Annotated in this window: 19 protein-coding genes; 4 read left to right on the top strand and 15 right to left on the bottom strand. The window is 37.0% G+C overall.

The features are described 5' to 3' along the window. On the bottom strand, window positions 1–858 hold an 858-nt coding region (locus DKG77_RS15560), incomplete at its 3' end, for a fibronectin type III domain-containing protein (RefSeq protein ID WP_165819407.1). Window positions 859–1,330: 472 nt separating this feature from the next. On the opposite strand from DKG77_RS15560, the gene DKG77_RS15555 reads away from it, so the two are divergent. Both DKG77_RS15555 and DKG77_RS15550 read left to right on the top strand, forming a co-directional pair. Then, on the top strand, window positions 1,331–2,692 hold the full coding sequence (locus DKG77_RS15555; RefSeq protein WP_109665009.1) for a phenylacetate--CoA ligase family protein: 1,362 nt from the start codon (window positions 1,331–1,333) through the stop codon (window positions 2,690–2,692). Then, entirely contained in the window at window positions 2,693–3,715 is a 1,023-nt protein-coding gene (locus DKG77_RS15550) for an ATP-grasp domain-containing protein (protein ID WP_109665006.1), read from the top strand. It abuts the gene before it with no gap. Window positions 3,716–3,844: 129 nt separating this feature from the next. On the opposite strand, the gene DKG77_RS15545 is transcribed toward DKG77_RS15550, so the two are convergent. From DKG77_RS15545 to DKG77_RS15500, 10 genes are all read right to left on the bottom strand, one after another. Continuing rightward, complete coding sequence (locus tag DKG77_RS15545; RefSeq protein WP_109665003.1) at window positions 3,845–5,020, bottom strand: OmpA family protein; 1,176 nt, start codon at window positions 5,018–5,020, stop codon at window positions 3,845–3,847. Between the two features lie 120 nt (window positions 5,021–5,140). Further along, window positions 5,141–5,599 (bottom strand): hypothetical protein, encoded by a 459-nt coding sequence (locus DKG77_RS15540; RefSeq protein ID WP_133248468.1) that lies wholly within the window; start codon window positions 5,597–5,599, stop codon window positions 5,141–5,143. A 4-nt stretch (window positions 5,600–5,603) separates the two neighbouring features. Beyond that, window positions 5,604–6,746, bottom strand: coding sequence for an N-acetyl-alpha-D-glucosaminyl L-malate synthase BshA (gene bshA, locus DKG77_RS15535; protein ID WP_109664998.1), 1,143 nt, complete (start codon window positions 6,744–6,746; stop codon window positions 5,604–5,606). Window positions 6,747–6,775: 29 nt separating this feature from the next. Beyond that, the gene (locus DKG77_RS15530; protein ID WP_109664995.1) at window positions 6,776–9,688 is read right to left on the bottom strand and encodes a glycoside hydrolase family 3 N-terminal domain-containing protein; all 2,913 of its coding nucleotides are present in this window, start codon (window positions 9,686–9,688) and stop codon (window positions 6,776–6,778) included. Window positions 9,689–9,776: 88 nt separating this feature from the next. Next, window positions 9,777–10,262, bottom strand: a complete 486-nt coding sequence (locus tag DKG77_RS15525; RefSeq protein WP_109664992.1) for an ABC transporter ATPase — start codon at window positions 10,260–10,262, stop codon at window positions 9,777–9,779. A gap of 31 nt (window positions 10,263–10,293) precedes the next feature. After that, window positions 10,294–11,148, bottom strand: a complete 855-nt coding sequence (locus DKG77_RS15520; RefSeq protein WP_109664989.1) for a LamG-like jellyroll fold domain-containing protein — start codon at window positions 11,146–11,148, stop codon at window positions 10,294–10,296. Window positions 11,149–11,169: 21 nt separating this feature from the next. Next, entirely contained in the window at window positions 11,170–11,961 is a 792-nt protein-coding gene (locus DKG77_RS15515) for a (Fe-S)-binding protein (RefSeq protein ID WP_109664986.1), read from the bottom strand. A gap of 10 nt (window positions 11,962–11,971) precedes the next feature. Continuing rightward, complete coding sequence (locus tag DKG77_RS15510) at window positions 11,972–13,297, bottom strand: 4Fe-4S dicluster domain-containing protein (protein WP_109664983.1); 1,326 nt, start codon at window positions 13,295–13,297, stop codon at window positions 11,972–11,974. 3 nt (window positions 13,298–13,300) lie between these two features. Beyond that, a complete protein-coding gene (locus DKG77_RS15505; RefSeq protein ID WP_109665045.1) occupies window positions 13,301–14,266 on the bottom strand; it encodes an MlaD family protein in 966 nt (321 codons plus the stop codon). Between the two features lie 68 nt (window positions 14,267–14,334). Next, window positions 14,335–15,540 (bottom strand): N-acetylmuramoyl-L-alanine amidase family protein, encoded by a 1,206-nt coding sequence (locus DKG77_RS15500; protein ID WP_109664980.1) that lies wholly within the window; start codon window positions 15,538–15,540, stop codon window positions 14,335–14,337. A 130-nt stretch (window positions 15,541–15,670) separates the two neighbouring features. Here DKG77_RS15500 and DKG77_RS15495 point away from each other — a divergent pair, with 130 nt between their 5' ends. Beyond that, on the top strand, window positions 15,671–18,358 hold the full coding sequence (locus DKG77_RS15495) for a putative LPS assembly protein LptD (RefSeq protein ID WP_109664977.1): 2,688 nt from the start codon (window positions 15,671–15,673) through the stop codon (window positions 18,356–18,358). Window positions 18,359–18,409: 51 nt separating this feature from the next. After that, window positions 18,410–18,790, top strand: a complete 381-nt coding sequence (locus DKG77_RS15490) for a RidA family protein (protein WP_109664975.1) — start codon at window positions 18,410–18,412, stop codon at window positions 18,788–18,790. Here the strand turns inward: DKG77_RS15490 and DKG77_RS15485 are convergent. The 4 genes from DKG77_RS15485 to DKG77_RS15470 all read right to left on the bottom strand — a co-directional run bounded on the left by DKG77_RS15485 (window position 18,783) and on the right by DKG77_RS15470 (window position 26,269). After that, window positions 18,783–19,634: an N-acetylglucosamine kinase gene (locus tag DKG77_RS15485; RefSeq protein ID WP_109664972.1), complete on the bottom strand. Its 852-nt coding sequence runs from the start codon at window positions 19,632–19,634 to the stop codon at window positions 18,783–18,785. The genes DKG77_RS15490 and DKG77_RS15485 overlap by 8 nt on opposite strands. 72 nt (window positions 19,635–19,706) lie before the next feature. After that, window positions 19,707–20,708 carry a type I glyceraldehyde-3-phosphate dehydrogenase gene (gene gap / locus DKG77_RS15480; RefSeq protein ID WP_109664969.1) on the bottom strand — a complete coding sequence of 334 codons (1,002 nt, stop codon included), beginning with the start codon at window positions 20,706–20,708 and terminating at the stop codon, window positions 19,707–19,709. A gap of 21 nt (window positions 20,709–20,729) precedes the next feature. Then, window positions 20,730–21,716 carry a 6-phosphofructokinase gene (gene pfkA / locus DKG77_RS15475; protein WP_109664966.1) on the bottom strand — a complete coding sequence of 329 codons (987 nt, stop codon included), beginning with the start codon at window positions 21,714–21,716 and terminating at the stop codon, window positions 20,730–20,732. A 131-nt stretch (window positions 21,717–21,847) separates the two neighbouring features. Beyond that, the gene (locus tag DKG77_RS15470; protein ID WP_109664963.1) at window positions 21,848–26,269 is read right to left on the bottom strand and encodes a translocation/assembly module TamB domain-containing protein; all 4,422 of its coding nucleotides are present in this window, start codon (window positions 26,267–26,269) and stop codon (window positions 21,848–21,850) included. Window positions 26,270–26,273 lie beyond the last annotated feature (4 nt).

Genomic DNA, 26,273 nt, shown 5'->3' with positions numbered 1-26,273 from the left:
CCAAGAAAGATCTGTAGTGGTTTCAGTTGTGTTTGATGAGGACAAATCTGCTATTGCACTGGGAGCTTGGCTATCGGCCAGAGTATTTACCGTCTCAGTATTGCTCACTGCAGAAGTATTGCCTGCGGCATCCTCCGCAAATACCGTAAAGTTGTAACCGGTACTTGGAGAAAGGCCCGTAACATTAAAATTAGTGGTTGTTCCAGTATTGGCGATGCTGACACCATCTTGAAAGACCTCATAGTTGGTCACCCCCACATTGTCAGTAGATGCGCTCCAACTAAGGTCAGTTGTTGTATCTGTAGTATTTGAAGAAGATAAATCTGAAACCGCACTTGGGTTTTCTGTATCACTACCATCAGCAGTAATGGATACGCTATCTATAATTACGGTGTTGCCTGCGGTAAACCTGAATTGGTAAGGGCTGGTATACACTCTTATTATTGGATTGGTAGCTGTTGCAGTTACGTTAAAAACGTACTCAACCCAATCTGTATTATTAATTGTTGTTGTAGAAAAACCACTGAACCCAGACCAATTGGCGAAAGCCGGATCATTATTATTAGTGACTTGAGGACCTTGCTTTGCCCAAATTTGAATTGTATAATCTACCCCAACGGTTGCATTAAAAGTATATTGCAATGTTCTACCGTTGTTAGCGGTGGATTCCACCCTAATAGCAAAGTTGCCCGTTTGGGCTTCTGTATTGTCTGAAGTAATAACTCCTAAACCGGTCCAACCCGTTGTCGCGTCAGATTCGTTTTCAATTGAAGCTGCATTTGATTGCGTGTGCAAATTCTGCGCAGCAGCCATAAAAGTTCCTAATAAAAATAAGGCTGAAAGTAATTTTTTGACCATGGAGAATTGGTTTAAAGGTTGATGAACAGGGGGAATATAACAAAGGTATAGCACGGTAAACAGAATCAATTATTTTGATTTAAAATATCGATGAAACGCAAAAAAAAACTTTGACTGAAACATTCGTCTTTATCGCTTTAATAAAAACAGTGTCTGTCAAAAACTTACACCTTGAATTATACCATACTAATTGTGCAAAATTTTCGTTGCTATTTAGGAGATGTTTGCAGCTTTCTAAAAATCTAGATTTACACAACTTTTTAGAAACATTATATCATAAAAATTTAGCGTAAAGTTTAAAGTTTTTGATATCTATTGCTAATAATGACATTGTATCTTTGCCATAATTTTGCCCTAAATCCTCACCAAATTGGTCAATATTGTTTACAATGTATAATAACCTTTGGTGAATAGAAGAAAGTATAAAAATTGATGCCCTTGATTTTTAGACCTGAACTTAACTCATTTTGCTATGAAAAATAACCTGCCTTCTAAGCTTAGATACTTATCTTTTTGGGCTCTAGATGCTTTTAAAGGAGGAAAAGTCCTAAGGGAATTGAAAGATATTCGACGCTTGTTAACTCAAAACTCCTTTGATTCACTTCAAAAAAAGAATGAAATAAGACTGTATAATCTTCTTGATAAAGTTACCCAAGAAACCCCATTTTACAGTACGTTTAAAAACTATGAATCTCTTCAAGACTTTCCAGTAATAAACAAGCATATCATCAAGGAAAATTTTGATGAACTTCAAATTGCATCTTCCAGAGAAACCAAACTACATTCCATATTTACAAGCGGATCCACTGGAACACCATTTATGGTTTATCAAACCCGAAGGAAAAGACATAGAAATACAGCGGACACCATATATTTTGCAGGGAAAGCCGGCTACACTATTGGGGATAAATTACTTTATTTAAGGCTATGGAACAAAAACTTAAAGAAAAAGAAGATTTCGGCCTATATGCAAAACATAGACCAGATAAATATTGAAGATTTAAATTCCAATTATATTGAGGCTCTATTAATAAAACTTCAAAAAGACAAGTCACCAAAGGGATGGCTTGCTTATCCATCCGGATTAGAAAAAATTTGTGATTATCTTGATTCCATAAATTCGAAACCTTTGAATTGCAATGTAAAATCCATTATTGGAATGTCAGAAAATCTAAGTAGTCATGTAAGAAGTAAAATGTCGCATTATTTCAATACGCCTATGGTATCCAGATATTCAAATTTTGAAAATGGGATAATCGCACAACAGCGCGGCGACAGTAATTATTTTGAAATTAATTGGGCGAGTTACGTTCTGGAGGTTTTAGATTTTGAAAAAGATGTTCCAGTAAAAGCAGGAAATCTTGGGCGAATAGTTATAACTGATCTCTATAACCACGCAACTCCCATGATTCGCTATGATACCGGTGATATTGGAGCACTCACCGACATAGATAATCATACATTTCCTATGCTAAAAACGGTAGAGGGAAGAAAAGCCGATATTCTATTCAACACAAAAGGAGCAATGATCAGTCCTTTTAAATTTATGGGCATTTTGCCTCAATATCCAGAGATAGAACAAGTGCAGTTTATCCAAACCAAAAAAACTGCATATATAATTAAAATCAATGTAAAAGGAGAATTTTTACAGGAGATGAAATTAGTAGCTCTTTTCAAATCAATTGTTGGGAGTGATGCTGAACTAAAAGTTGAGTATGTTGATGAAATTCCATTGTTGAGCTCCAAAAAAAGAAAAATTACACGAAATTTGTATTCAGAACAACTCCTGCAAAATGCATTAGATAGTTCTTTTATCACCAAGCCAACTATATAGATGAAAAACACCAATATCCTTTTTACCTGCGCTGGAAGAAGAAATTACCTTATTAACTATTTTAAAGAATCATTGAATGGAAATGGAAAAGTTGTTGCCGTTGACATGCAACTTTCAGCCCCTGCCCTAGTAGATGCTGACATAGCTAGGAAAGTTCCCAGTATATACGATTCGGCTTATATCCCTGCCCTAAAAGAGGTAATAAAAGAGGAAAATATTGATGCAGTTATTTCCTTGAATGACCTTGAGCTGCCAATCTTGTCAAAGCACAGGAAGGAATTAGAAAACCTAGGGGCAAGAGTTATTATTTCTAACCCTGACACCATAGCAATTGCCTTTGATAAATGGAGAACTTTCACTTTTTTCAAGAGTATTGGAATAGATACCCCAAAAACATATTTAACTATACAAGACGCGCTTGATGCTATTCAAAATTCTGAATTGCATTATCCTTTAATCATTAAACCCAGATGGGGAAGTGCTTCAATTTCCATTGACATTGCTGAAAACGAAGAGGAACTTATGCTCGCCTATAAACTACAACACCTTAAAGTACAGAAATCCATTTTAAAAAATGCAAGTTCTGAGGATATTGAGAAAAGTATTCTTATACAGGAAAAAATTGATGGCGAAGAATACGGGATTGATATTTTGAACGATCTTGAAGGCAATCATTACAATTCGTTTGTTCGTAAAAAACTAGCAATGCGTTCAGGAGAAACAGATAAGGCCGTATCAGTAATAGATGACAAGTTTTCGGAAATTGCTAAAATAATTGCTAAAAATACCAAGCATGTTGGGAATATGGATTGCGATTTCTTTTTCAAAGATGACAAAGTCTATTACTTAGAAATGAACCCTAGATTTGGTGGTGGGTATCCTTTTTCGCATGAAGCGGGCATTAACACTCCTGCCATATACATTTCATGGATCAACGGTGACATCGATATAGATAAATTCAACAAGTTCTCCGCCGGTCTAATGTTTTCTAAGTGCGACAGAATGATGCCTATTAAATTATAACTAAAAATAACCTTAGATAAAAAAATACTGCTGATGGTACTTTGGTTAGAGTGTTTTTTAACTCTTATCAAAGTACCATCAGCAGTATTTAAATTCTTCTTACTAAAAAAAGACTTTAATCTATTCTGATCAAGGATTTATTATTTCAAATGCCGACCTTCTATTTTCGCTGTGTTTCTTTTCTGGGCAAGGTGTTTCATCATCACATTCATTGGTCAGCCTAGTTTCTCCAAATGCATCGTATTTGACTCTTTCCTGAGAGATTCCTTTGGAAATTATATATTCAACAGTTCGTTTTGCTCTTTTTTCAGATAGCCATTGATTGTATTTATCTGTTCCTCTAGAATCTGTATGTGCTGAAACTTCAATGACCAAACTTGGTGCTCTTTCCAATATTCCCACTAATTTATCCAAAACCTCTTTGTCCTTGGTTGAAAGGTATGATGAGTTTAATTTAAAGAACACTCTTCCAAGGTTCCTAACTTCATTCTCTATTTTTGCACGTCTGGCGTCTTCTTCCTCTTTCTTCTTTTTTTCTGCAGCCAATCTTGCCGCTTCTTTTTCTCTTTCCAACCTTTCCGCTAGCAAACGGGCTTCTTCATTAGCTCTTTCTTTAGCAGCTATCGAGTCTTGAACTCTTTGTTGCTCTTTTTCCAACTCTTCCAAAAAGGCCAATTTTTCCTCACCTTTTCTTGAAAGGCCTTTCTTAATATTAAATCTATATGCAAGACCAGCGGAATGTTGAACATGGTTTGTGGAATTATCAGTACTCATTGTCCACTTGCCAGTAGAACTAAAATCCAAACCCCAATGATCGGACAACCAAGTTCTAAAACCTAAAACTGCATTGTAAGTTCCTCTACCTTGGTTATTTGCATCTGTATACCCGGCTCCAATGCCAATATAAGGGTCAAAAAAACCAGTATCGCCTAAAATCATATTTAAATCATAGCTTACCCTAAAGTCAATGCCTAGATAATCTACATCTTCAAGATTTACAGCATTATCAACAATCTTTCCTTCCTTGTATTTGTTATATGTTCCTATTGCCTCAAGTCCAATGCCGTTTTCAAAATAACGGCCAATACTTACGCGAGAAGGAAATGGAACAGCGTTCCAACCTTCTTTAAAATCAAACAGTTCACCAAATTCATCACCAGAATCATCAACAAAATTGGTTCCTATGGAAACAATCCATGCACTTTTGACTATACTGTCTTTTTTCGTTAGTGGCTTTTCTTGGGCAGTAATTACCAAGGAAAATAACAAGGCCAACACAGCAATAACTGGTTTTGAAGCTTTCATAATGTAAGATTTGAGGATTACTGAAAGCAAAACTAGTTCAACTGTGCAAAAATGACATCTTTTGTACTTTCAAGTGCTCTAATTTTCGATAAGAAGCTAAAAAGAGAGGGTATTACTGGACTACCAGCGTAATTTTTGAAAACTTATGGATTTGGAAGTATAGGGGACCTTATAAACATAAAAAGGATATGAAACAGATTGGTTTTCTGAGTTCTTGGTTTCTTTTGGAGCAATCATTTCAATTGCCATTATAACCTCATTTTCAGATTCTTCCGTCTTGGATAGCTCAGGTATTTTTTGCCCTTTACGCTCGCCTAAGCAAACAATAAGGGCCATATCCTTTGAGAAGTCTATGACCGGTACAGGCAGTCCAGGTTTACGGGTTTTATTTATTGTAGCATAAAATTTATTAAGAGATTTTACATCTCTCACAACCATGGTCTCGTACTCGGTAACACCACTAAATGCATCATGTGCTATCAAAATCATCTCATCATTCTCACTAGATTGCAATTGCGTTTCCTTCTGAGCCTTACATGACGCAAAACATACCAAAACTATAATTACAAAATGTTTCAAAATACTAATATGAATTTTTGAATCTTGACTTGTATGCTTTCTCATATACCTCTTCATATAATGGCAAAATATGTAAGATATCAAATTTAGAAGCTACTTTGTACGCATTTTCTTTGAAATCTGCCAAAACTTCATCACTCCTTAATATTTGCAGTGCTTTTGATGCCATTTCATCCACATCTCCCACGTTGGCAAGAAATCCTGAAACACCATCTTTGTTAACTTCAGGGATTCCTCCTGTATTACTTGAAATCACAGCTACCCTGTTAATCATTGCTTCCAATGCAGCTAGGCCAAAACTCTCAGATTCTGACGGCAATAAGAATAGGTCTGAAAAGCATAGGATCCTATCTATCTCATTGCTATTGCCCAAAAACAACACTTTGTCCTTAATTCCAAGGTCATCACTAAGCTGTTCGGCCATTTCTTTTTCTGGCCCTTCCCCTACCATTATCAGTTTTGCAGGTATTTCTTTTTGGATTTTATGAAATACATTGATTACATCTGGAATACGTTTCACCTTTCTAAAATTACTTATATGGGTAACGATCCTCTCATCCTCATTAGCCATTAAAGAGCGTTGGCAATCAGTATAATCCAAACTGTATTTTGAGGTATCTATGAAATTGGGAATAACTTCTATCTCTTTTTCAATATTAAAGATTTCCAAAGTGCTTTGTTTTAAATCCTCGGAAACTGAAGTAACAACATCAGATTTATTGATGCTAAATGTGACCGCCGGTTTATAAAATGGGTGTTTCCCCACCAAAGTTATATCTGTACCATGAAGCGTAGTGATCATAGGAATAAAAATTCCTTCCTCTTGAAGCATTTTTTTTGCCATATATCCTGCATATGCATGTGGAATTGCATAATGCACATGCAACAGTTCTATGCCATAAAACTTAACCGTATCTACCAATTTGCTAGATAATGCCAGTTCATAAGGCTGATAATGAAACAAAGGATATTCGGGCACATGCACTTCATGGAAGTGAATGTTATTTCCTAAAAGTTCTAGGCGCACAGGTTGTTTGTAGGTTATAAAGTGAACCTCATGCCCTCTTTCTGCCAAGGCAATTCCTAATTCTGTGGCTACAACTCCACTACCGCCAAACGTAGGGTAACAAACGATTGCTATCTTCATACCAACAAATCTAAATCAATATTTACAGTCTAATTTATAATAGAATCATAAATAGCTTGCTGAATTCTTGTTCTTAAAGCTGACTTTACCAAAAGTGTATTACTTGCAGAAGGATATGTTCTGTTTGATAAAAAAACGTAAACAAGCTCTTCATCTGGGTCTGCCCAAGTATATGTTCCCGTAAATCCGCTATGCCCAAAGCTTTTTCTGGACACGCATCCGCAGGTGGGTCCCTTTTCCTTCAACTGGGGTTTATCAAAACCAACTCCCCTTCGCACATCTTTATGGCAAAAATAACAAGTATTGAATTTTTTTATGGTCCTCTCGTTTAAAAAACGCTTACCGCCATATAACCCGCCTTGAAGATACATCTGCATTATTTTGGCCACATCATTGGCATTACTAAACAATCCAGCATGTCCTCCTACTCCTCCTTGCATCGCTGCGCCCATGTCATGCACATAGCCCTGTACCGTTTGATACCTAAAGTATTTGTCCTCCTCTGAAGGTACAATTTCATTTTTTGAAAACTTGTTCAATGGATTGAAAGAAGTGCGTTGTAAACCCATTGGAGTATATAAAAACTCACTGATTAATTCATCTATGGATTTACCATAAGTGTCCTCTATATATTTTTTGAAAACATAATAGGCCACATCACTATAACGGTACCTATTGGATTTTAATGACTGCCTCCCTATTCTATTGTAAATTGAATCTTTATAAGCATCCGTTAAATAAAGATGGTCAGAAACTTTATATGAAAAACCTTCCGTAGGCTGATTTCTGTAAAAATCCGAAGATGGTTTTCTATTTTTGGTCAAAGTGTCTATATAAAATGCAATCCATGCAGGTAGACGACCATAATGGGAAAGTGCTTTTAGAACCGTTACGTCTTTTAATTCTGAGGATTCATATTCTGGAACTAGCTCCTTAAACGTATTGTTCAATGCAATTTTACCTTCCTCTTCCATTTTCATTATTAAAGGTAAAGTAGAAAGAATCTTGGTCAATGAAGCCAGATCATAGATTGAATTACCATCTATTTCTTGCTCCGTTGCATATGTAGGTTTTCCAAAACTCTTGTTATAGATTACCTTCCCTTTTTTAGCAATTAAGACTTGGGCCCCAGGGTACATCAAAGAATCCAAACCAACTTGTACCAAACTATCTACCACCGCCAATTTTCTGGAGCTTAAACCAACTCTTTCAGGAATGCTATATCCTAATCTTTTTAAAGCTTTAAGTTTGGTTCCAGTATTTACCAGAAATTTATCATTTACTGAAACGGGCAACGTTCCTTTTGCATCCACAGCACCAAAAATCACTTCGGCCGCTTTCTCTTGAGCAATTTCACTGTTTTGATAGGCAACAACAACTCCATCAATAGTATCAAAATTCACTACATCTAAAAGTGCGTAAGGTTTTGCGAACACCGCTAGTATGGTGTTACTAGTTCTAAGTCTTGATATTTCTTGCAGCCAAAATAGTTCATTCTCGGAAAACTTATATCGTTTCCAGGGGCTTTCATTGCTTTTGTGAAAACCAATAATAACCAGATTGAACTCTCCTAATAATTTTCTGTATCCAGCTGCATCCTTGGCATTGATTTGGGTGACATTTGCGTACTTGGAAAGTGTTTCAGAAAAAGCTTGTCCAGAATCATCTCCGAACTTCACATATGCAATTCTTTTATTCTCAAGCTTTTTAATTGGGAGCAAGGAGAAATTATTTTTTGCAATGGTAATTGCATTTTCAATGGCCTCTTCATATACAACATCATTTTCAACGTCGTTTAAATCCTCATAAAGGTTTTCCAACTCTATTGGATTATAATTGGCCAGGCCTGCTTTGTACTTGGCCATTAATATCTTCTTTACAGAAAAAGCAAGTCTTTCTTCCGTAATTCTTCCTTTACTATATGCCTCTACCAATTTTTCTTTTGCCTTAAGAACATCTTCGGGCATTAAAAGCATATCATTTCCTGCAAGAAAAGCTTCAAGTTCCACCTCTCCTTCTGGCGCGAATTTTGAAACCGCTTTCATATTCAGTGCATCCGTAAAAATCAACCCTTTAAAGCCCAGTTCCGTTTGTAACAGCCCAGAAACAATCTGTTCTGAAAGCGTAGAGGGCAATCCTTCTCTAATTTCTACATTGGGAACATCCAAATGTGCAACCATCACTGAACTCAACCCATTATTTATCAAACTTTTAAATGGAAATAGTTCTATAGAATCAAGTCGTTCTCTTGTTGAATTGATGATGGGCAATGCTTTGTGGGAATCTGTAGCTGTATCTCCATGTCCTGGAAAATGCTTTCCGCAAGATAAAACACCTGCCTTTTCCATTCCTTTCATAAATGCCATCCCTTTTTGGGCTACGTTTGCGGGGTCTTCCCCAAAGGAGCGGTTGCCTATTATGGGATTTTTGGGGTTATTGTTTACATCTATATCCGGTGCAAAATTGATATGCACCCCAAGTCTTTTTGCATGTTTACCTATTTGAAATCCTACTTTTTCAACTATAGCGCTATCTCTTATTGCGCCCAAAGTCATATTCCAAGGAAAAGCATAGGTGGAATCTAGACGCATGGCAAGGCCCCATTCCGCATCCATGCCTATTAATAGCGGTATTTTAGAGTTTGATTGATACTCATTTGTAAGTTTTGCTTGGCGAACTGGTCCGCCAGTTGAAAAAATTACGCCACCAAGATGGTGTTCCTTTATGAGTTGTTTTATTTTGTCGGTTGCTGTTTTATCTTGACTAGAAGAAATACTTACCATGAACAATTGTCCAATACGCTCTTCTAAGGACATGCTATTGTACTTGGTATCTACCCAACCAAGTTGTGCCAATGAATCTTTAGTAATCAGTGGGCTGTTCTGACCACTAACACCTAAAAAAAACAGTAAGAAAAAGGGAAAGTAAAGGTTTATCCGCATAAATATCTGTCTAGGACATGAACTTACAACTGATAAAAATATTGTATTTCATCGAAGAAAGCACTGTATTTAGGATTATTTAAGGATATCATCCTACAAATCTTGAATGCCAACTCTCACTAGCAGGAACTTCCCAATGCTCTTGGTATTCAGCTTTACTGGCAACTAAATTGTTAAATACAATGGTATTGCCCGAGATGGCTTTTTCCCTAGCCATTCTTTTAAAATCTTTTAATGACTTATAGGTAATGTACTCTCCCTGCTTGAATGAAACATTCATTCTATCCAATAACTCAACCTTATACTTTTGTTCCAAATTTTGGATAAAATGTACTGATGTATCTATTGAGCAGCCAGATGCGCCAGCTTTGGACTGATCTAGACCTATTACTATAAATCGCTTATACTTTAGTTCAAAGCCAGCTTCCAATTCACTCCCGTGTGCAGTCCATTCTTTTAAGAATGCAGCAAGGCTTTCCTCTATTTCTTTTAGTTCCGCGTCATTTAAGCTTCTATTTGACTGATAAATCCATATTCTAGCATTATCAGGAAGCGTTTCAAAAGGTACTAACATGAAAATCTATTTTTTTAAGTTTATCCTTAAATCAATTTAAAATTGATTTTAACCCATCTTTGGTATCAAAAACAAGTTCTATTTCTTTTGAAGTCAAAGGTCTATTAAACACTGCCAATTCATCCAACAAACCTATATAATTTAGACCTAACATTATGTTTGCTCTTTCTTCTTCCCACGTAAAAGGATCTTTTATAGTGGGTGATGTACCCATACTTTTTCCATTTATAAACAGTTCTGAAATTCCTTTTTCTGTATTTAATCCAGAAAAATTAATGACAATATGTGTCCATTCTCCTCTTTTGAATGGAGGTTGTTGTACGGTAACCAATCGCTTTAAGTAATCTTGGTTCTCATCCGGCCCCAATTTATCTGGATTCCAAACTTCCAAATCGCCCAGCACACCTAACCTAAAGTTTCTTGGATTACTTTTGGTGAAATCGACCCATAGGGCAGCATCATCATAATTTACATCGGTTATTTGAATGGGGTCACAGTAACCCGGTTCTAAATCTTTTTCTGGATTTAATTGTAACCAGAAGGATACCGAACCATTCCAATTTTCCTTGGAATACCCCATATTTTCATGAGCTTTAAAGAAGGTTACCATTCTGCTTTTCTTCTTAAAATCCAGAGCATTTCCGGACAACCCTTTTCCCTTGGCAATTTCCACATCTGGGTTCAGTAATCCAGGTTTTGCATTTTCAATGTTCCTTCTTAGGTCAGCCGTATACATCTCTTTGTCCCCAACGGCTACATCTGCAGATGTGCCATTATCAAAGGAAGCATAGAATAACAAGTCCTCGGCCATTTTATTTTTAGTTGTAAAAGCAAACATCAAAACAATACCAATGAGAAAACATGTATATGTTAAAAGGTGTTTCATGATAAAAGGAAATTAAATTGTCTATAAATCTTCAGCGCTTGCAATAAGTTCTGCTACATCCATAACCTTGATCGCGGCTTCTTTTTCTTTATTTTTCACCCCATCAGTCATCATGGTATTGCAAAAAGGACATGCTGCAGCTATGATCTCGGGCTGGGTTTCCAACGCCTGTTCAGTTCTCTCAATATTCACGTCTTTATCACCTTTTTCCGGTTCTTTGAACATTTGAGCTCCACCAGCTCCACAGCAAAGGCCGCGCTTGCGGCAGTTTTTCATTTCAACAAGCTCGGCATCTAGTTTCTTGATCAAGTCTCTTGGAGCTTCAAAAACATTGTTTGCCCGGCCTAGGTAACATGGGTCATGGTATGTAATCCGTTTTCCTTTATAGGTACCTCCTTCCAAGGAAATCTTACCCTCATCCAGCAATTGTTTTAAAAACTGTGTATGGTGAATTACTTCATAATTACCTCCTAATCCCGGGTATTCGTTTTTGATGGTATTAAAGCAATGTGGACATGCCGTAACTACCTTTTTTACTTCATATGCGTTCATCACTTCTATATTGGTAACAGCCTGCATTTGAAACAAAAACTCGTTACCAGCTCTTTTAGCTGGATCACCGGTACAGCTTTCCTCTGTACCCAATACTGCAAAGCTGACTTCTGCTTTGTTCAATATTTTTATAAATGCCTTGGTTATTTTTTTTGCTCTATCATCAAAACTTCCTGCACAGCCTACCCAAAACAAAACTTCAGGTTGTTTTCCTTCTGCAAAAAGGGAAGCCATGGTAGGTACGTTCATTTCATTTGCCATTTAGTATTGTTTAAGATTCTTGTGCCCAATTAAGTCTATCCATCTGGTTAAAAGGCCAAGGAGCTCCGTTATTTTCCAAATTGCCCATCATATTATTCAAATCTGATGGTGCCGCGGATTGTTCCATTACCAGAAACCTTCGCATCTCTATAATAATAGATAAAGGGTCTATGCTCACTGGGCAGGCCTCAACGCATGCGTTGCACGTAGTGCACGCCCACAATTCTTCGTGGCTGATGTAATCGCCCAACAATTGTTTTCCATCTGCCACAAACTCCCCTTTATTGGCATCCATGTTTTTACCTACTTCTTCCAGTCGGTCACGGGTATCCATCATTATTTTTCTTGGAGAAAGTTTTTTCCCTGTCTGGTTAGCAGGACATTCCGAAGTACATCTACCACATTCTGTGCATGTATAAGCATTTAGTAGTTGTACCCAATTTAAATCCATAACATCTGAAGCTCCAAACTTTTCTGGGTCAGGAGCATCCTCTGCCGGAGCAGCAAAAGGGTCTGCGGAAGGATCCATCATTAGTTTTACCTCATTGGTGACCGCTTCTACATTGTTAAACTCCCCTTGCGGTGCCAGCTTTCCGTAATATGTGTTTGGAAAAGCCAATAAAATATGCAGGTGCTTGGAATAATAGAGGTAGTTTAAAAAAGACAATATTCCAACAATATGTAACCACCACGCCGTGCGCTCAATCAGTATTAAATTGGAAACGGACATACCATCAAATAATGGTGCTATTATTTGACTTACGGGAAAAGCTCCTGCTTTAGTATAATGCGCTGCATCTAATTGCTGTAATTGAAAATCAGCTGCATTCATCGTTAAGAATAGAAGCATCAGCACCAATTCAATGTACAATATCATATTGCCATCTTTCTTTGGCCAACCATCCATTTCTGGTTTTATAAATCGCTTTAGTTTGATGATATTTCTTCTGATCCAGAAAACAACGACCGCAACTATGACCAAGAAGGCCAATACCTCAAAAGAACCTATCAAGAAATCATACAATGTTCCCAATGAGGCAAATATTCTATGAGTTCCCAATACCCCATCTATAATTATTTCTAAAACCTCAATGTTGATGATTACAAAACCTACATAAACGATTATGTGCATTAACCCAGCTATAGGACGTACTACCATTTTGGTTTGACCTAAAGCAATCCTTACCATGTTCTTCCATCTTTGCGATTTGTTATCGCTTACATCAACATCTTTTCCTAGTTTGATATTTCTGGATAATTTTTTGACATTTTTTGAAAAAAATCCTATTCCAACAATAAGGATAATGGCAAAAAGTATATTGGGTAAGTACTCCATATATTAATTCTGGTTTTGTGCTGCTGGATCATTTTCTGGAAGCTCGTATTCTTTTTGCTTCTTTCCAAATACCGAAACATTAACGTACCTCTTAGGGTTAAGCCTAAAATCTTGCAGCAAAAGGTCTAGTTCTCGTGAGGCAGAGTTAAGGTTCTCGTACAGTTTATCATCATGGGCAAGTTTCCCAAGAGAACCTTCTCCTTTTTCAATTTTCCCAAGTACCGCGTTCAACTTCTCCACAGTAGTTTGAAAATTAGAAACTGTTTCTGCCAAACCAGCATTTGCCAATGAGTCTGAAAGTTTAGAAAAGTTAGCGGTAATATTATCTACATTTTTTAAGGAATTGTCTAATTGCTCTTTATTGTTTTCCAATAAACTATTCAGTTTATCCGCACTGCCTTTAAAAGAATTAACCAAATCATTTAGTCCAGCTATACTTTGTCTTAATTCCAATCTGGTTTGGTCATCAAGAACATCGTTAACATTCATTAGCAAAGAGTCTGCATGAGAAACCGCTCCTTCCACCTTCATTTGCAAAGGAGTTAGTTTTTCCTGTACAAGAGCCGTAATGCCCGGTTTAATACTGGATTTGAGCGTATCTCCGGATTTTGCCATTGGAGAGTCGTCAAAAACTGGATGAATTTGGATGCCTTTACCCCCAATTATCCCAGTATCATAAATTTCTGCTCTACTGTTCTTTGAAAATTCATATCCTTCATTAATCGAAAATGTAACAACAGATCTAAATTTATTGTCATTGAACTTTATGCTTATCACATTACCAACAACAAGGCCGTTTATGGAAACTTGGGTTCCTTGTTGTAGTCCACCTACGTGGTCGTATAAAGCGTAAAACGTTTTGTTGTTTTCAAAAAATGAAGAGGACTTTAGATAACTTAACCCGAAAATCAATGCTAAAATTCCCGCAAGTACTATAATCCCAGTTTTGATTTCCCTGGATAGTTTCAAAAGGTTCTGTTTACTGTTCAAACAAAATTAGGAATAATTTTGAGAAGGCAACTATAGTTCTTTCATTCCTATTTAAGGGCTTCTTTTAATGAAACTCTTACACCATTTTTATATGCCACGATATAGGAAGTGTTATACCCTTTGGCATCAGCTTTGGTTTTAAGGTTTTTTGCCTCATTATAGGAAGTGGCATTACCGTACATATAGCGGTAGAGGTTCTTGAACGGTTCTTTGGACAAGATATCCAATCCTCTAAAATTAGCGCCCTTCAATGGAATGTTTTTGGCACTGGCCATTAATTGCACTTTAAAAATAAATTCACTTTTTGGCGTTATAGACTTTTCTGTTTTTTGTGCTACCGTAACTGCCGGTTTTGTATCTGAAGTGGTTGTGGAGAGAGTTTCTTGCTTTGGTTCTTCCTGTGTCTTCTTTGTGGTGGTATGCACCGCTCCCGAACTATCTTCAATAACAATGGGAATATCTTCTGCATCGAAACCATTGGAAATATCTGCTTTATAAGCTAAAATAGCAGCGGCAATGGCTTTGCCCATTTCACTTTGGCCTTTTTTGGAGTTTAAATAACTTCCCTCAGTTTTATTGGTCAAAAAACCTGATTCCACCAAAACACTTGGCATAAAGGTCTGATGCAAGACAATAAAACCAGCTTGCTTTACCTTTCTGTCTTTCCTTCTTAATTTTTTAGTAAAGTTATCTTGAAGCTTTTTGCCCAGCATAATGCTTTGGTCCAAAAATTCTTCTTGCATAATGGTAAGTCCTATAACAGATTCGGGAGAATTAATATCGTATTCTGCGTACCGCTTCTCATAATCATCCTCAAGGTAAATAACAGAGTTTTCTTTCTTTGCTACTTCAAAATTTTGTCTATTGGCATGAAGTCCAAGAACAAAAGTTCCTGCTCCATGGGCATCTGAGCTATGTGAATCGCAGTGAACCGAGACAAAAAGATCAGCGTTTGCCTGATTGGCAATTTCCCCTCTTACAAAAAGATCAACAAACGTATCATCCTTTCTAGTGTAGACCACTTTGATATTCGGATTTTTCTCTAATTCCTCACCAGCTTTCAATACAATGCCCAAGGCAATATTTTTTTCTAGGTATCCATTTCCCAAGTTGCCCGGATCATGTCCGCCATGTCCAGCATCTAAAACAACAATAAACTTATCTTTTGGTAGTGCTTCGGTATCATTTTTGGTAAATGAAGCCAAAGGAAGTATAAAGAGTAGAACAAAAAAAGCTAGCTGACTTTTATTCATAAGAACTGAGTAATTATAGTGCTCTGTAATGGTTAAAAATATTGTAATCCCCAATCAACAGAACAAAAAATATATGTAAGTTTGAGCCCAAAAACTAAGCCAAACTAGCACAAAAATAGGATTTATCACGTTGCAATCAAACAAACATCTTTTAGTTTTCCTATTTGTTCTCCTTGGCGGCACAATAAATCTTCTGGCGCAAGAAGACCTTATCAAGCCTTTACCAATAAAGGGAACCACCGATAGTATTACCGCTCCACTATTACCTACCAACATATTAAATGACTCTATTTCCGCTGATTCAATACAAACAGATACCGTTCAAGGAAAACAGCCTTTACTACTTGATAAAATTAAATATAAGGCCAAGGACTATGTAAAACTAAGCCAAAAAGACAACAAAATATATTTATATAACGAGGCCGAAATATATTATCAAGATACAGAACTCAAGGCGGGTATCATTATAATGGACTACATAAAAAACGAAGTCTATGCAGGTAGATTAAAAGATTCTACTGGCACTTATTCTCAATTACCTTATTTTAAACAGGGAACAAACGAAGTAAGGCCAGACTCCATTAGATTCAATTTTGATACGCAAAAAGCGCTGATCTGGAACTCAAGAACAGAACAACAGGCGGGATTGGGCCAATTGGGTGCAGATGCAATGAAGGTCTATGCAGAGATCACTAAAAAGGAAAATGATTCGGTCTATTTTTTAAGCGAAGGAAAACTGACTACATCCAAAGACACGATTGACCCGGATTATTATATTAGAATCCGCAAAGCTAAGTTTGTGCCCAAAAAGAAAATAATAGCAGGTTTCAGCAATATTTATATTGTTGATGTTCCCACCCCTGTTGCACTGCCTTTTGCTTATTTTCCACTTACAACAGGGCGATCCGCAGGGTTAATATTCCCAACCTTTGGCAATGACCCAAATAGAGGCTATTTTTTACAGAACGGAGGATACTATTTACCAATAAGCGACTACGTGGATTTAAGTCTTACCGGGGATTTTTATACAAATGGTAGTTATGGTTTTAGAGCGCAATCCATTTATGCAAAACGCTATAAGTTCAGGGGGAACATAAATTTCAATTTTGAAAATCTTATTCAAAGTCAAAAAGGATTTGATGATTTTAGCCGTACAAGTAATTACAATATCCAGATAAGACATACACAAGATGCCAAGGCTAGCCCAAATTCCAGGTTTTCAGCTTCCGTAAACTTGGGTAGCAGTCAGTTTTTTACCAATTCTTTAAATCAGGTAAATAGGTCAAATACACAAACTAATACATTTGCTTCTTCCATAAGCTATTCCAAAACCTTTCCGGCATATCCATCTGTAAACACAAGTCTTACATTGACCCACTCGCAAAACTCGCGAACACAGGCCATTCAAATGTCCTTACCAACTTTTCAAGCCAGCATGGAACGTATTTTTCCATTTGCCAAACGTGATGGTATTAAAAAAGGAATTGTTCAGAATGTCAACTTGCAGTACGATGTAAATGCACAAAATAGCATAACCACTACGGAAGAGGATTTTTTTACCAGTGCAATGTTTGATGATGCTCGAGTAGGTGCCAGACATAGAATTCCTATTGGGACCAATTTTAAAGTAGCCAAATACTTAAGTGTAAGCTTAAACGGTAGTTATGAGGATGTTTGGGCACTAGAAACAATAAGTCGAAGATTTGATGCCGAACAGGAAGAAGTGGTTACCGATACCATTGCCGGGTTTGATAGGTTCAACAGATATAACCTTGGAGCTAGCGTAGGTACCGTTGTTTATGGTACTTTTAATTTTGGTGAAGACAAAAAAATACAAGCCATAAGGCATGTTATGCGTCCATCTATTAGCTATACGTACGCTCCTTCATTTGAACAGTTTTATGAAACCTATGCAGATGGTGATGGGGAAGATGTTCAATATACCCCGTTTGAAACTAGCTTGTATGGAAGACCTTCTTTAAGCAAAAGTAATTCTATAGGCTTTTCATTACAAAATACATTAGAGGCCAAGGTAAGGGACAAGGACTCCACTGTTGTAGAACCTAGGAAAGTTAGCATACTTAGTAACCTTACATTATCTACAAGCTATAATTTTGAAGCCGATTCGCTAAAATTGAGCCCTATTAACCTAAATGGTGGTACTGAAATCATAAAAAATGTTCCTATTAACTTTTCCGCCACATTGGACCCTTATGCAATAGATAACAACGGGAGAAGAATCAACACCTTCAATGTTAATAATGGGGGCGGGCTTTTACGTTTGACATCTGCAAGAATAAATACCGGATTCTCTTTAAGAAGTGACATGTTTAAAAAAGGGGGCGATAAAAATAGCAAGAAAGCGGAAGACCAAGACCCAGATTATGGTGCAAACCCATTTGAATTGGAAGGTGCAAGAGATGGAGAACCATTTTTTCAGAAGGATAACCCAGATTCTGACGAGGTGGACAATCCACTTTACAACACCAAAATTCCTTGGGATTTAAGATTTACCTATGTAGCTACATATAACAACAGTAATAGACAGAAGGAAATAACCAATCACTCATTAATGTTCTCTGGCAATGTGCAACTTTCCCCTAAATGGGAGGTTGGGTTCAACTCCGGTTATGACATTAAAAACAAAGGATTTGCGGACACTCGACTTAATTTTAAAAGGGATTTGAACAGTTTTCGCCTAAGCTTTGACTGGACTCCTTTTGGAAGATTTGAACGATGGTATTTCTTTATTGGGATAAAGAGCTCTATTCTCAGTGATCTTAAATGGGAAAATAGGAGCCAGCCCTTTAGCAGGTAGAACAAATTTTTAAATAACTTGGTATCCAACTATCAATTAAAACATCATCACATGAAAAAAATAATAAATACCTCCAGTGCCCCAGCACCAATAGGCCCTTATAATCAAGCAGTGCTCATTAAAGACACACTTTATATCTCTGGGCAAATTCCCATCGACCCAGCAACGGGAGCATTGGTTGAAGGTGATATAAAAAAAGAAACCAAACAGTCTATGGAAAACCTAAAGGCGATTCTTTCCGAAGCCGATATGACATTTGAAAATGTCGTAAAGACGTCCATCTTCATCAAGGATATGCATCAGTTTTCCGAAATAAACGAGGTGTATGGAGCGTATTTTAATACAGATACCGCGCCTGCTAGAGAAACTGTAGAAGTTGCTAATCTCCCAAAATTCGTGAACGTAGAAATTTCTATGATTGCAATTAAATAGTCTCTCTATGGAATTCCATTAAACCTTCTATAGGACGTCTACGGATAACCCCTAATATTAAGTCATTGCGTTCCAACACGGTAGTGAGTTCATCACTTAAAAAATGTGCAATGCTTCCAACAAAGTTTATGGGAACTTTTGTTGCTAGCTCAAACTGCATTATATAGTTGTTCACAAACTGCTGCAACCCTTTGTCTATGACCCCTCGGCAATAAGGGTGGTCTTTGTTTTCAATAATAAAACGCGCAAAGGTTGCCAAATACGTATTGGGATTTGGTTGCTTATAAAGATGCTCCTTTATTACATCTGCATCTAAATTGTATTCCTTGGCAAATCTTATTCCCAAATCTTGTGGCATTTTATGAAAGTAATAATCTCTTAAAAGCTTTCTTCCAAAAAAATTACCGCTTCCGTCATCCATTAAAATATAACCCAAAGAGGTTACCTTCTGAAACAATTGATGACCATCATAGTAACTGCAGTTTGACCCGGTACCTAAAATACACACTATTCCTTGGTGCCCAATTTTAGTGGTAGAATAAATTGCTGCAAAAGTGTCTTCTCTTACTTCTGCCTTTGCATTTGGAAAAAAATCCTTGAAGATTTCTTTTAGAAAGTTCTTCATTCTATCGGTACCACAACCTGCACCGTAGAAATACAATTGGGTTACGATATCTTTATTTTTGGAAAGTTCAAAATTGTTGGCCAATCTGTCCTCTATAACTTCCCGTGTAAGTACCTCAGGACTCAGCCCTAGTGTCTGGGTAAGGAACAATTGTTCACCAGTTTTGTCTAAAGCAATCCAATCAGATTTGGTTGCTCCACTATCCACAATCAATATCATATGCCAAATTTTATTATGAATCCTGAAAAAGGCGAATTACCTTTTTCAGGATTTACTATGTAAGATAATAAACTAAAGATTTGCCACGTGTTGGGCCAAATCAACTAATTTATTGGAATAACCTGCTTCATTGTCATACCAAGAAACAACTTTGAAAAACTTGGAGTTCAGTTCCATACCAGCTCCTGCGTCAAAAATGCTTGTTCTTGCATCTCCTACAAAATCCTGTGAGACAACGGGTTCTTCCGTATATCCTAAAATACCGGCCATATCTCCTTCAGAAGCCTCTTTAAATGCTTTTTTAATTTCATCATAAGAAGTTTCTTTTTCCAACCTAACAGTTAAATCAACAACTGAAACATCTGCTGTTGGCACACGGAATGCCATCCCTGTAAGTTTCCCCAACAGTTCGGGGATTACCTTTGTAACTGCTTTAGCCGCTCCTGTAGATGCTGGAATAATGTTTAGCATAGCGCTTCTACCTCCTCTATAATCTTTTCTTGATGGACCGTCCACAGTTAACTGCGTGGCTGTGGTAGCATGAACAGTAGTCATTAGGCCTTCTTCAATACCGAATTTATCATTCAATACTTTTGCCAATGGAGCAAGACAGTTTGTTGTGCAGGATGCATTTGATACAATTGTATCTGATGCTTTTACGTCATTGTGGTTAACTCCCATTACAAACATTGGTGCATCTTTTGACGGTGCAGAAATAACAACCTTTTTTGCTCCTCCATCAATATGATACTGAGCCATTTCCAAAGTTGTAAAAATACCCGTGCACTCCGCAACTATATCAGCTCCCACTTCATCCCACTTCAAGACTTTAGGGTCTCTCTCTGCGGTAATCCTTATTGTTTTTCCATTAACTATAAGGTTTCCATCCTTCACCTCGACCGTACCATCAAACCTTCCATGGACCGAATCGTATTCCAATAAATATGCAAGATGCTCCACATCCAACAAATCATTTATAGCCACAACATCAACATTATCTCGCTTTATTGTTGAACGAAACACCAATCTTCCTATTCTACCGAATCCGTTAATTCCAATTTTCAAATTTGACATTTTTACTGTATTTGGTTATAATTATGTAGTCATTATATCAGAAACTCTTAAGAGTTCTTCATCTATCTCTGTATGCGCTTTAATTGCTTCACTTATTGGTGTAAGTATCAGTTTATTATCTCTTATACCCACCATATAGTTGGACTTCCCCTCCAATAAACTTTCTACGGCCTTTACCCCCATTCTACTGGCAAGTACTCTATCAAAACATGTAGGATTGCCACCTCTCTGCATGTGCCCCAATACGGATACCCTTACGTCATAAATTGGCAAATGTTCTTCAACATATTCCTTTAGTTCAAAAACATTCTTTCCTATTCTATCACCTTCCGCAACGATTACTATACTGGACGATTTCCCAGACTTCTTGCTTCGCTTTAAAGAATCTAGCAAACGTTCCAAACCAAGATTCTGCTCCGGAATCAAAATTTCCTCTGCTCCTGCTCCCACTCCCGCATTTAAAGCAATATGCCCCACATCTCTACCCATTACTTCAACAAAAAAGAGACGGTTATGCGAACTTGCGGTATCCCGTATTTTATCAATAGCGTCTACAACCGTATTGATAGCTGTATCAAAACCAATGGTATAGGTGGAACCTAAAATATCATTATCTATAGTCCCTGGCATTCCCATAACTGGGAAATTATATTCTTCATTAAAGGCAAGCGCTCCGGCAAAACTTCCATTGCCTCCTACAACAACAAACGCATCTACCCCTTCTTTCTTTAGCTGTTCGTAAGCCTTCTTACGCCCCTCTTTAGTTCTAAACTCATCACATCTGGCAGATTTTAGGATTGTTCCGCCTTTGTTGATGATATTGTTTACGCTACGGGCGTCCATAGGCTTAAAATCTCCTTCTATCATTCCCTCATAGCCTCTGTAGATACCAACACATTCAATTTTTAAATATGCACAGGTACGAACTACCGAGCGAATTCCAGCATTCATTCCTGGAGAATCACCGCCTGATGTAAACACCGCTATTTTCTTAATTTCTGATGCCATTCAAAATTTTAAAAAACCAAAACTAGGAAACTTTATTTAATTAATGAATGACATATTAACTAATTTGTTTTCAGGGGGTTTCGCAAACGTTTTCGTAATTTTTTTTATCAGAAAACACTAAAAATATAACCTTAATTAGGTAACTTTTTGGAAGTCTTGTCTTTAGCGGTGAAACGAATAAGACTATCTTTTCCCATAATCTCTGTAGATTGTTGAAGTTCTGGTGGAGCAATCTTCTTTTTCTTCTTTTTGAATACTTTCTGCATCAAATCCTTAAAACTATTAAAATCAACTTGATATGAAAGTCCTAGACCTTGTGTATATCCTTGGCGTTCAGCCAAAAACTGTTGCACTTCATTTTCCCTATTAAAAATTTTGGCGCTTAACGTGCCTTCCTCATTAAGCAGTACTTGAACTTCCACATCACCGGCAACCACTGTTTCTGATACACCGCCTACGGGAACCCCTACCCTTCCATTTACCAAAACTCTATCTGATATTTGTGTTGATACCGTTACCCCTATCCTATTTTCAGTCTGAATATCTGCGCTAGTATCCAAATAGCCCTGTTCATAAGAAACGCCCAAATTGAATTTATCATTGTCACCAGCCAATATTTGATTAAGAAGTCCTGATGCCGTTTGAATTAAATTACCGGTTACCGCTTGTTGGTTTATGCCTGTCTGTTCATTTACAAAAGTCCCTTGGGCCAAAAGAAAAAATGCATTACGTTCTTTGACCGTTGGATCTTGCAATCTGTATTCAAGCTCAGATTGTATTACAGAGTTCGTTCCAGGAAAATCGATATCAAAATTAATGTTAGGACTTTCCAGCTCCCCATCCAAACGCACTACAACTTCTGTTGGTATTCTTGCCTTATATCCTTGATTGTCCAATAACGGAGCGGGGTTTGCATTAAGTGCGTAGACTGCCTCTAAGTTAAGTTGTGCCGCCAATGGATCACGTTCCCAGAGTATGGTACCCCCAGGGCGTACCTGGAATTTCTTATCTATTACTCCACCATACCTAAAATTGTATTCTCCTGTTACCGCAACAAATTCCCCATACATATTAAATTTACCATTGGTATTGATCTCTATAAGAAGAATACCTTCCCCAGTCCCTTTCAAAGAGCTTCCAGTACTCCTATCCACCACAATTTCCACCTCGGCTTCTGGAGTAACTGCCAGATCAAAAGCCATTTCCAAACCTTGATAATCTTTTAGCACCCGTTCTTCCTTAAACGATTCTGAACCTGTTTTCTCAATAAAATTGATAAATGAATAATCGCCAACACTGGTTACATCGCTCAAGGGTATTTTTAATGATGTTCCTCTGGCCGTGGTCGCATCCACAGCTATATTAAGAGCATCAGTAGAGCCATAAATGCTCCCGGTTCCATTTATAAAGCCCGCTCCGTAGTACAATGCCTCCTCATCAAATTCTGTATTCAGAATCATAAAGCGGTTGTTTTTTGTGTCCACGTCCAAATCAAGGGACCAATCATCAAAAGCGGTGTGGTTTATGGTTCCATCCAAAGTTGCCGTGGTACCCTCAACTACATCTGAAAGTCTAATATTGTCAAAGTAAAAGGTCTGATCAAAAAGACGAACCCTCGAATATGGGGCAAAATCATAATCTACATTTAGATAAGGTATGCCAATTCCTGCATCATTTAAACTAAGCGCACCATTTATGGAAGGATTAGAAACACTTCCCGTAATCTTGGCATTTCCGCTAACACTACCTCTAATGTTCGAGATTACCCCATCACCCAAAGCGCTGAAAGGCTCAAGACGAAAATCGGTGAAGTTTGCGGCCAAATCCAGCTGTCTGTTTTTATTGAGATTGGTAACCTTACCATTGACACTCAATCTCTCTTTTCCATTGTCATTCAAATAAGTGCTTACACCAAATTGTGTTAAATCATTATTTCCAAAAATGCCTATTTCTAAATCACCTTGACGTATTTTGTTAATACTAAAATCACGAACGTTTAAACTGGAGGTTGGTAAATACTTGCCATCCTTTTGCAAAATATTGAGAAATCCATCTACAGACCCATCCAGCTTTAGGCTGTCTATTTCTGGTGTTATCTTGCTAAGTGAAACAATTTTAAACTGTAGGTCCAGATCTTTGTACGTTGAATCTGCCAATTCTCCCCTTAGCCTTATTTGCTCCCTATCGTTATTGTCCATAACAACATCTTCAATTCTAATGCTGTCCAAAGTTCTGTTAATGATAACTTTGTTCTTATTGTTTCCATCTTTGTTAAGTACCCAAACATTACCCTTGAAATTGACATCGGATTTTTTGAGCCCTATTACCGATTTGTTTTCTTTGTTGAATGTATGATAGAAATTCAAATTATAGCTATCATTGTATTCGCTGCCCCCTTTAAATTCTGTTCTAAAGAAAAGAGTGTCTTTTAGGGTTGTATTGATAAGATTGAAGTCTTTTACGTCATAGTACACTGTTGACATATCTTCAACCGATACAAAAGTGTTGAAAAGCGGGTTCTTGTTGTCAATTTTCAACTCTATGTTATCAAAATCGTTACCATAAGCCTCAATACTTGGTGATTTAAATGTTAGTTTAAAATCGCCTTCATCTGAAATTATATTTCCCCGAATAAAAGTGTTGGGGTCAAAAACTACTTGAGGGAAAAACACATCCACTATTTTATTGTAGATCTTAAAATTGAAGTTGAGCCTTTGTCCTTCAGAGATTTCAAAAGGTTTATAATTTGTATATATGCTTCCTATGGAGTTCTGTACTAATTTCCCTATTTCTTTTACCTTGAATTTTCCTTTTACATAACCGGTTATAATGTCCGGTGAGTTTATTTCCACAGTTCTTGTGGTGTCTTGGTCAAAAGAAGAGGAAACAGCAAAATCATCAAAATAATAGGTTTCATTAATGTTTTGATATGTTGTGTTTGAAAAACGCACCTGACCAATGATATTGTCCAGTGTGGTTCCTTGGATGTCCATATTTAAATCTCCTTTGAAAACAGAGACACTGTCATTGATGAAATTAAGTTTCTTAAGGTCCGCATGCGCCACGGAAGCAATAAAATTGAAGTTATTGGCATTATCGCCAAAATCCGCTAATCCTTTAAAATTAAATTGAAAATTCTCATCCTTACTTACCAAAGAACCATCAAACAGCTTTTCTTTTAAAACCCCGGATACCCTTAAATCATTGTATTCATAGTCATTAAATTCCAGTTTATATACTTCTCCAATAACCTCTGTGTTCAAATACTCAGCTATAAACCCTTTTCCTTCAACATTTACATCCATTGTAGCCAGACCCAACTGATCGTTTTCTGCAAAGTTTCCAAGATCAAAATCTATAAGCGATACAAACCCAATATAGGAAGCATCATCTATAGCTTGGATGTTGGTCATTTGCAAATTGGTATAACTGCTGCCTATGGCCGTATTCAAATTGATCTGCACGTCTAGAGATGTTTCTGTCACTTCTGCATCTCCTCTAATGGTAAACTGACCCAGTCTTTGTATAGAAGAGGGGATGTTTTTTCCTAAAATATCTGGCAGCAAAGACCTTAGTTGATAGTAACTAGATGTAAGGTTATCTATATCTGACCTCATGATAAACGGAGCCTCTTTGCTAAACATGTTATCAAACTCAAAGTCGCCCCTAATACCTGTGTTTTCAGATTGGATGAACAATTCTTTTACCTGCAACTTGTTCAACACCCCGCTTACCTTTCCGGCAAATGAAACCGCTTTATCTGTACCAAATTCATTGTAAAATGAGTTGACTTCGTTTAAAGCAATGGTAGACTCATTAAAATCTGCAACAACGTTAACTCGATCTAAAAATTCTGAAAAATCCTCACGATTATAATTGAACACTAAATCGCCTTTAATTTTTGATTCTTTAGTCTGAATTCTCAACGAATCAAACCGCATCTGCTGTTTGGTATACTTAAAATGAGTAGAAAGATTTTCCATTTTCAATCCCCGCTTGGTCTGAAAAGATAAACCGGCAATGTTGAGGGTGACCTCTGGACCCAAAACTTGAAAATCTTTTGCCAAAACAGCCATGTCGGTGAAATACAGGATTTCTTGGGATTCCAAGTTTTCATCAACAAGTTTAAACTTGCCTTCAGAGATATTTATTTCATCGGAAGACATGAAGAAAGGCGGGGTACCCGGTGCTCTTGGTTTTCCATCGTCCAATTTGGCAACAAAAATATCTAAATTGGTATCTCTTTCTCCTTTATAGGTTTTTAAGTTAAAGAATAGGCCGTCTACATCAATATCACCAAACTCCATTTTACCATTGGCCACATTTCTAATGTTTAAAATTGATGTGGTCAATTTTTCGATATATGCAAGTGTGTCTTTTTGGTAGTCTTCAATATATATGCCTTTGATACCCGTGTTCAAATTAAACAGCGATAAACTAAGACGGTCTATGGAAATATTGGTGCCAAACTCATCGTTAAGCGATTTTGTGGCATATTTTGCCATTTTGGTTTGTACTGCCGGAATTGATAATATCAAGGAGCCCAATACCATTATT

Origin of the sequence: Flagellimonas aquimarina, from assembly GCF_003149745.1 — a bacterium.
Taxonomy (GTDB): Bacteria; Bacteroidota; Bacteroidia; order Flavobacteriales; family Flavobacteriaceae; genus Flagellimonas; species Flagellimonas aquimarina.
Note: the sequence above shows the minus strand (reverse complement) of the source record. Positions and strands in the feature narration are given on the sequence as shown.

Bases quoted from the DNA above. Each gene is read 5' to 3' on its own strand.
- DKG77_RS15470 (WP_109664963.1), bottom strand. From the start codon at position 26,269: ATGGTATTGGGCTCCTTGATATTATCAATTCCGGCAGTACAAACCAAA.
- bshA (WP_109664998.1), bottom strand. From the start codon at position 6,746: ATGAAGATAGCAATCGTTTGTTACCCTACGTTTGGCGGTAGTGGAGTT.
- DKG77_RS15490 (WP_109664975.1), top strand. From the start codon at position 18,410: ATGAAAAAAATAATAAATACCTCCAGTGCCCCAGCACCAATAGGCCCT.
- DKG77_RS15545 (WP_109665003.1), bottom strand. From the start codon at position 5,020: ATGAAAGCTTCAAAACCAGTTATTGCTGTGTTGGCCTTGTTATTTTCC.
- DKG77_RS15515 (WP_109664986.1), bottom strand. From the start codon at position 11,961: ATGGCAAATGAAATGAACGTACCTACCATGGCTTCCCTTTTTGCAGAA.
- DKG77_RS15550 (WP_109665006.1), top strand. From the start codon at position 2,693: ATGAAAAACACCAATATCCTTTTTACCTGCGCTGGAAGAAGAAATTAC.
- DKG77_RS15525 (WP_109664992.1), bottom strand. From the start codon at position 10,262: ATGTTAGTACCTTTTGAAACGCTTCCTGATAATGCTAGAATATGGATT.
- DKG77_RS15520 (WP_109664989.1), bottom strand. From the start codon at position 11,148: ATGAAACACCTTTTAACATATACATGTTTTCTCATTGGTATTGTTTTG.
- pfkA (WP_109664966.1), bottom strand. From the start codon at position 21,716: ATGGCATCAGAAATTAAGAAAATAGCGGTGTTTACATCAGGCGGTGAT.
- gap (WP_109664969.1), bottom strand. From the start codon at position 20,708: ATGTCAAATTTGAAAATTGGAATTAACGGATTCGGTAGAATAGGAAGA.
- DKG77_RS15555 (WP_109665009.1), top strand. From the start codon at position 1,331: ATGAAAAATAACCTGCCTTCTAAGCTTAGATACTTATCTTTTTGGGCT.
- DKG77_RS15500 (WP_109664980.1), bottom strand. From the start codon at position 15,540: ATGAATAAAAGTCAGCTAGCTTTTTTTGTTCTACTCTTTATACTTCCT.
- DKG77_RS15530 (WP_109664995.1), bottom strand. From the start codon at position 9,688: ATGCGGATAAACCTTTACTTTCCCTTTTTCTTACTGTTTTTTTTAGGT.
- DKG77_RS15485 (WP_109664972.1), bottom strand. From the start codon at position 19,634: ATGATATTGATTGTGGATAGTGGAGCAACCAAATCTGATTGGATTGCT.
- DKG77_RS15510 (WP_109664983.1), bottom strand. From the start codon at position 13,297: ATGGAGTACTTACCCAATATACTTTTTGCCATTATCCTTATTGTTGGA.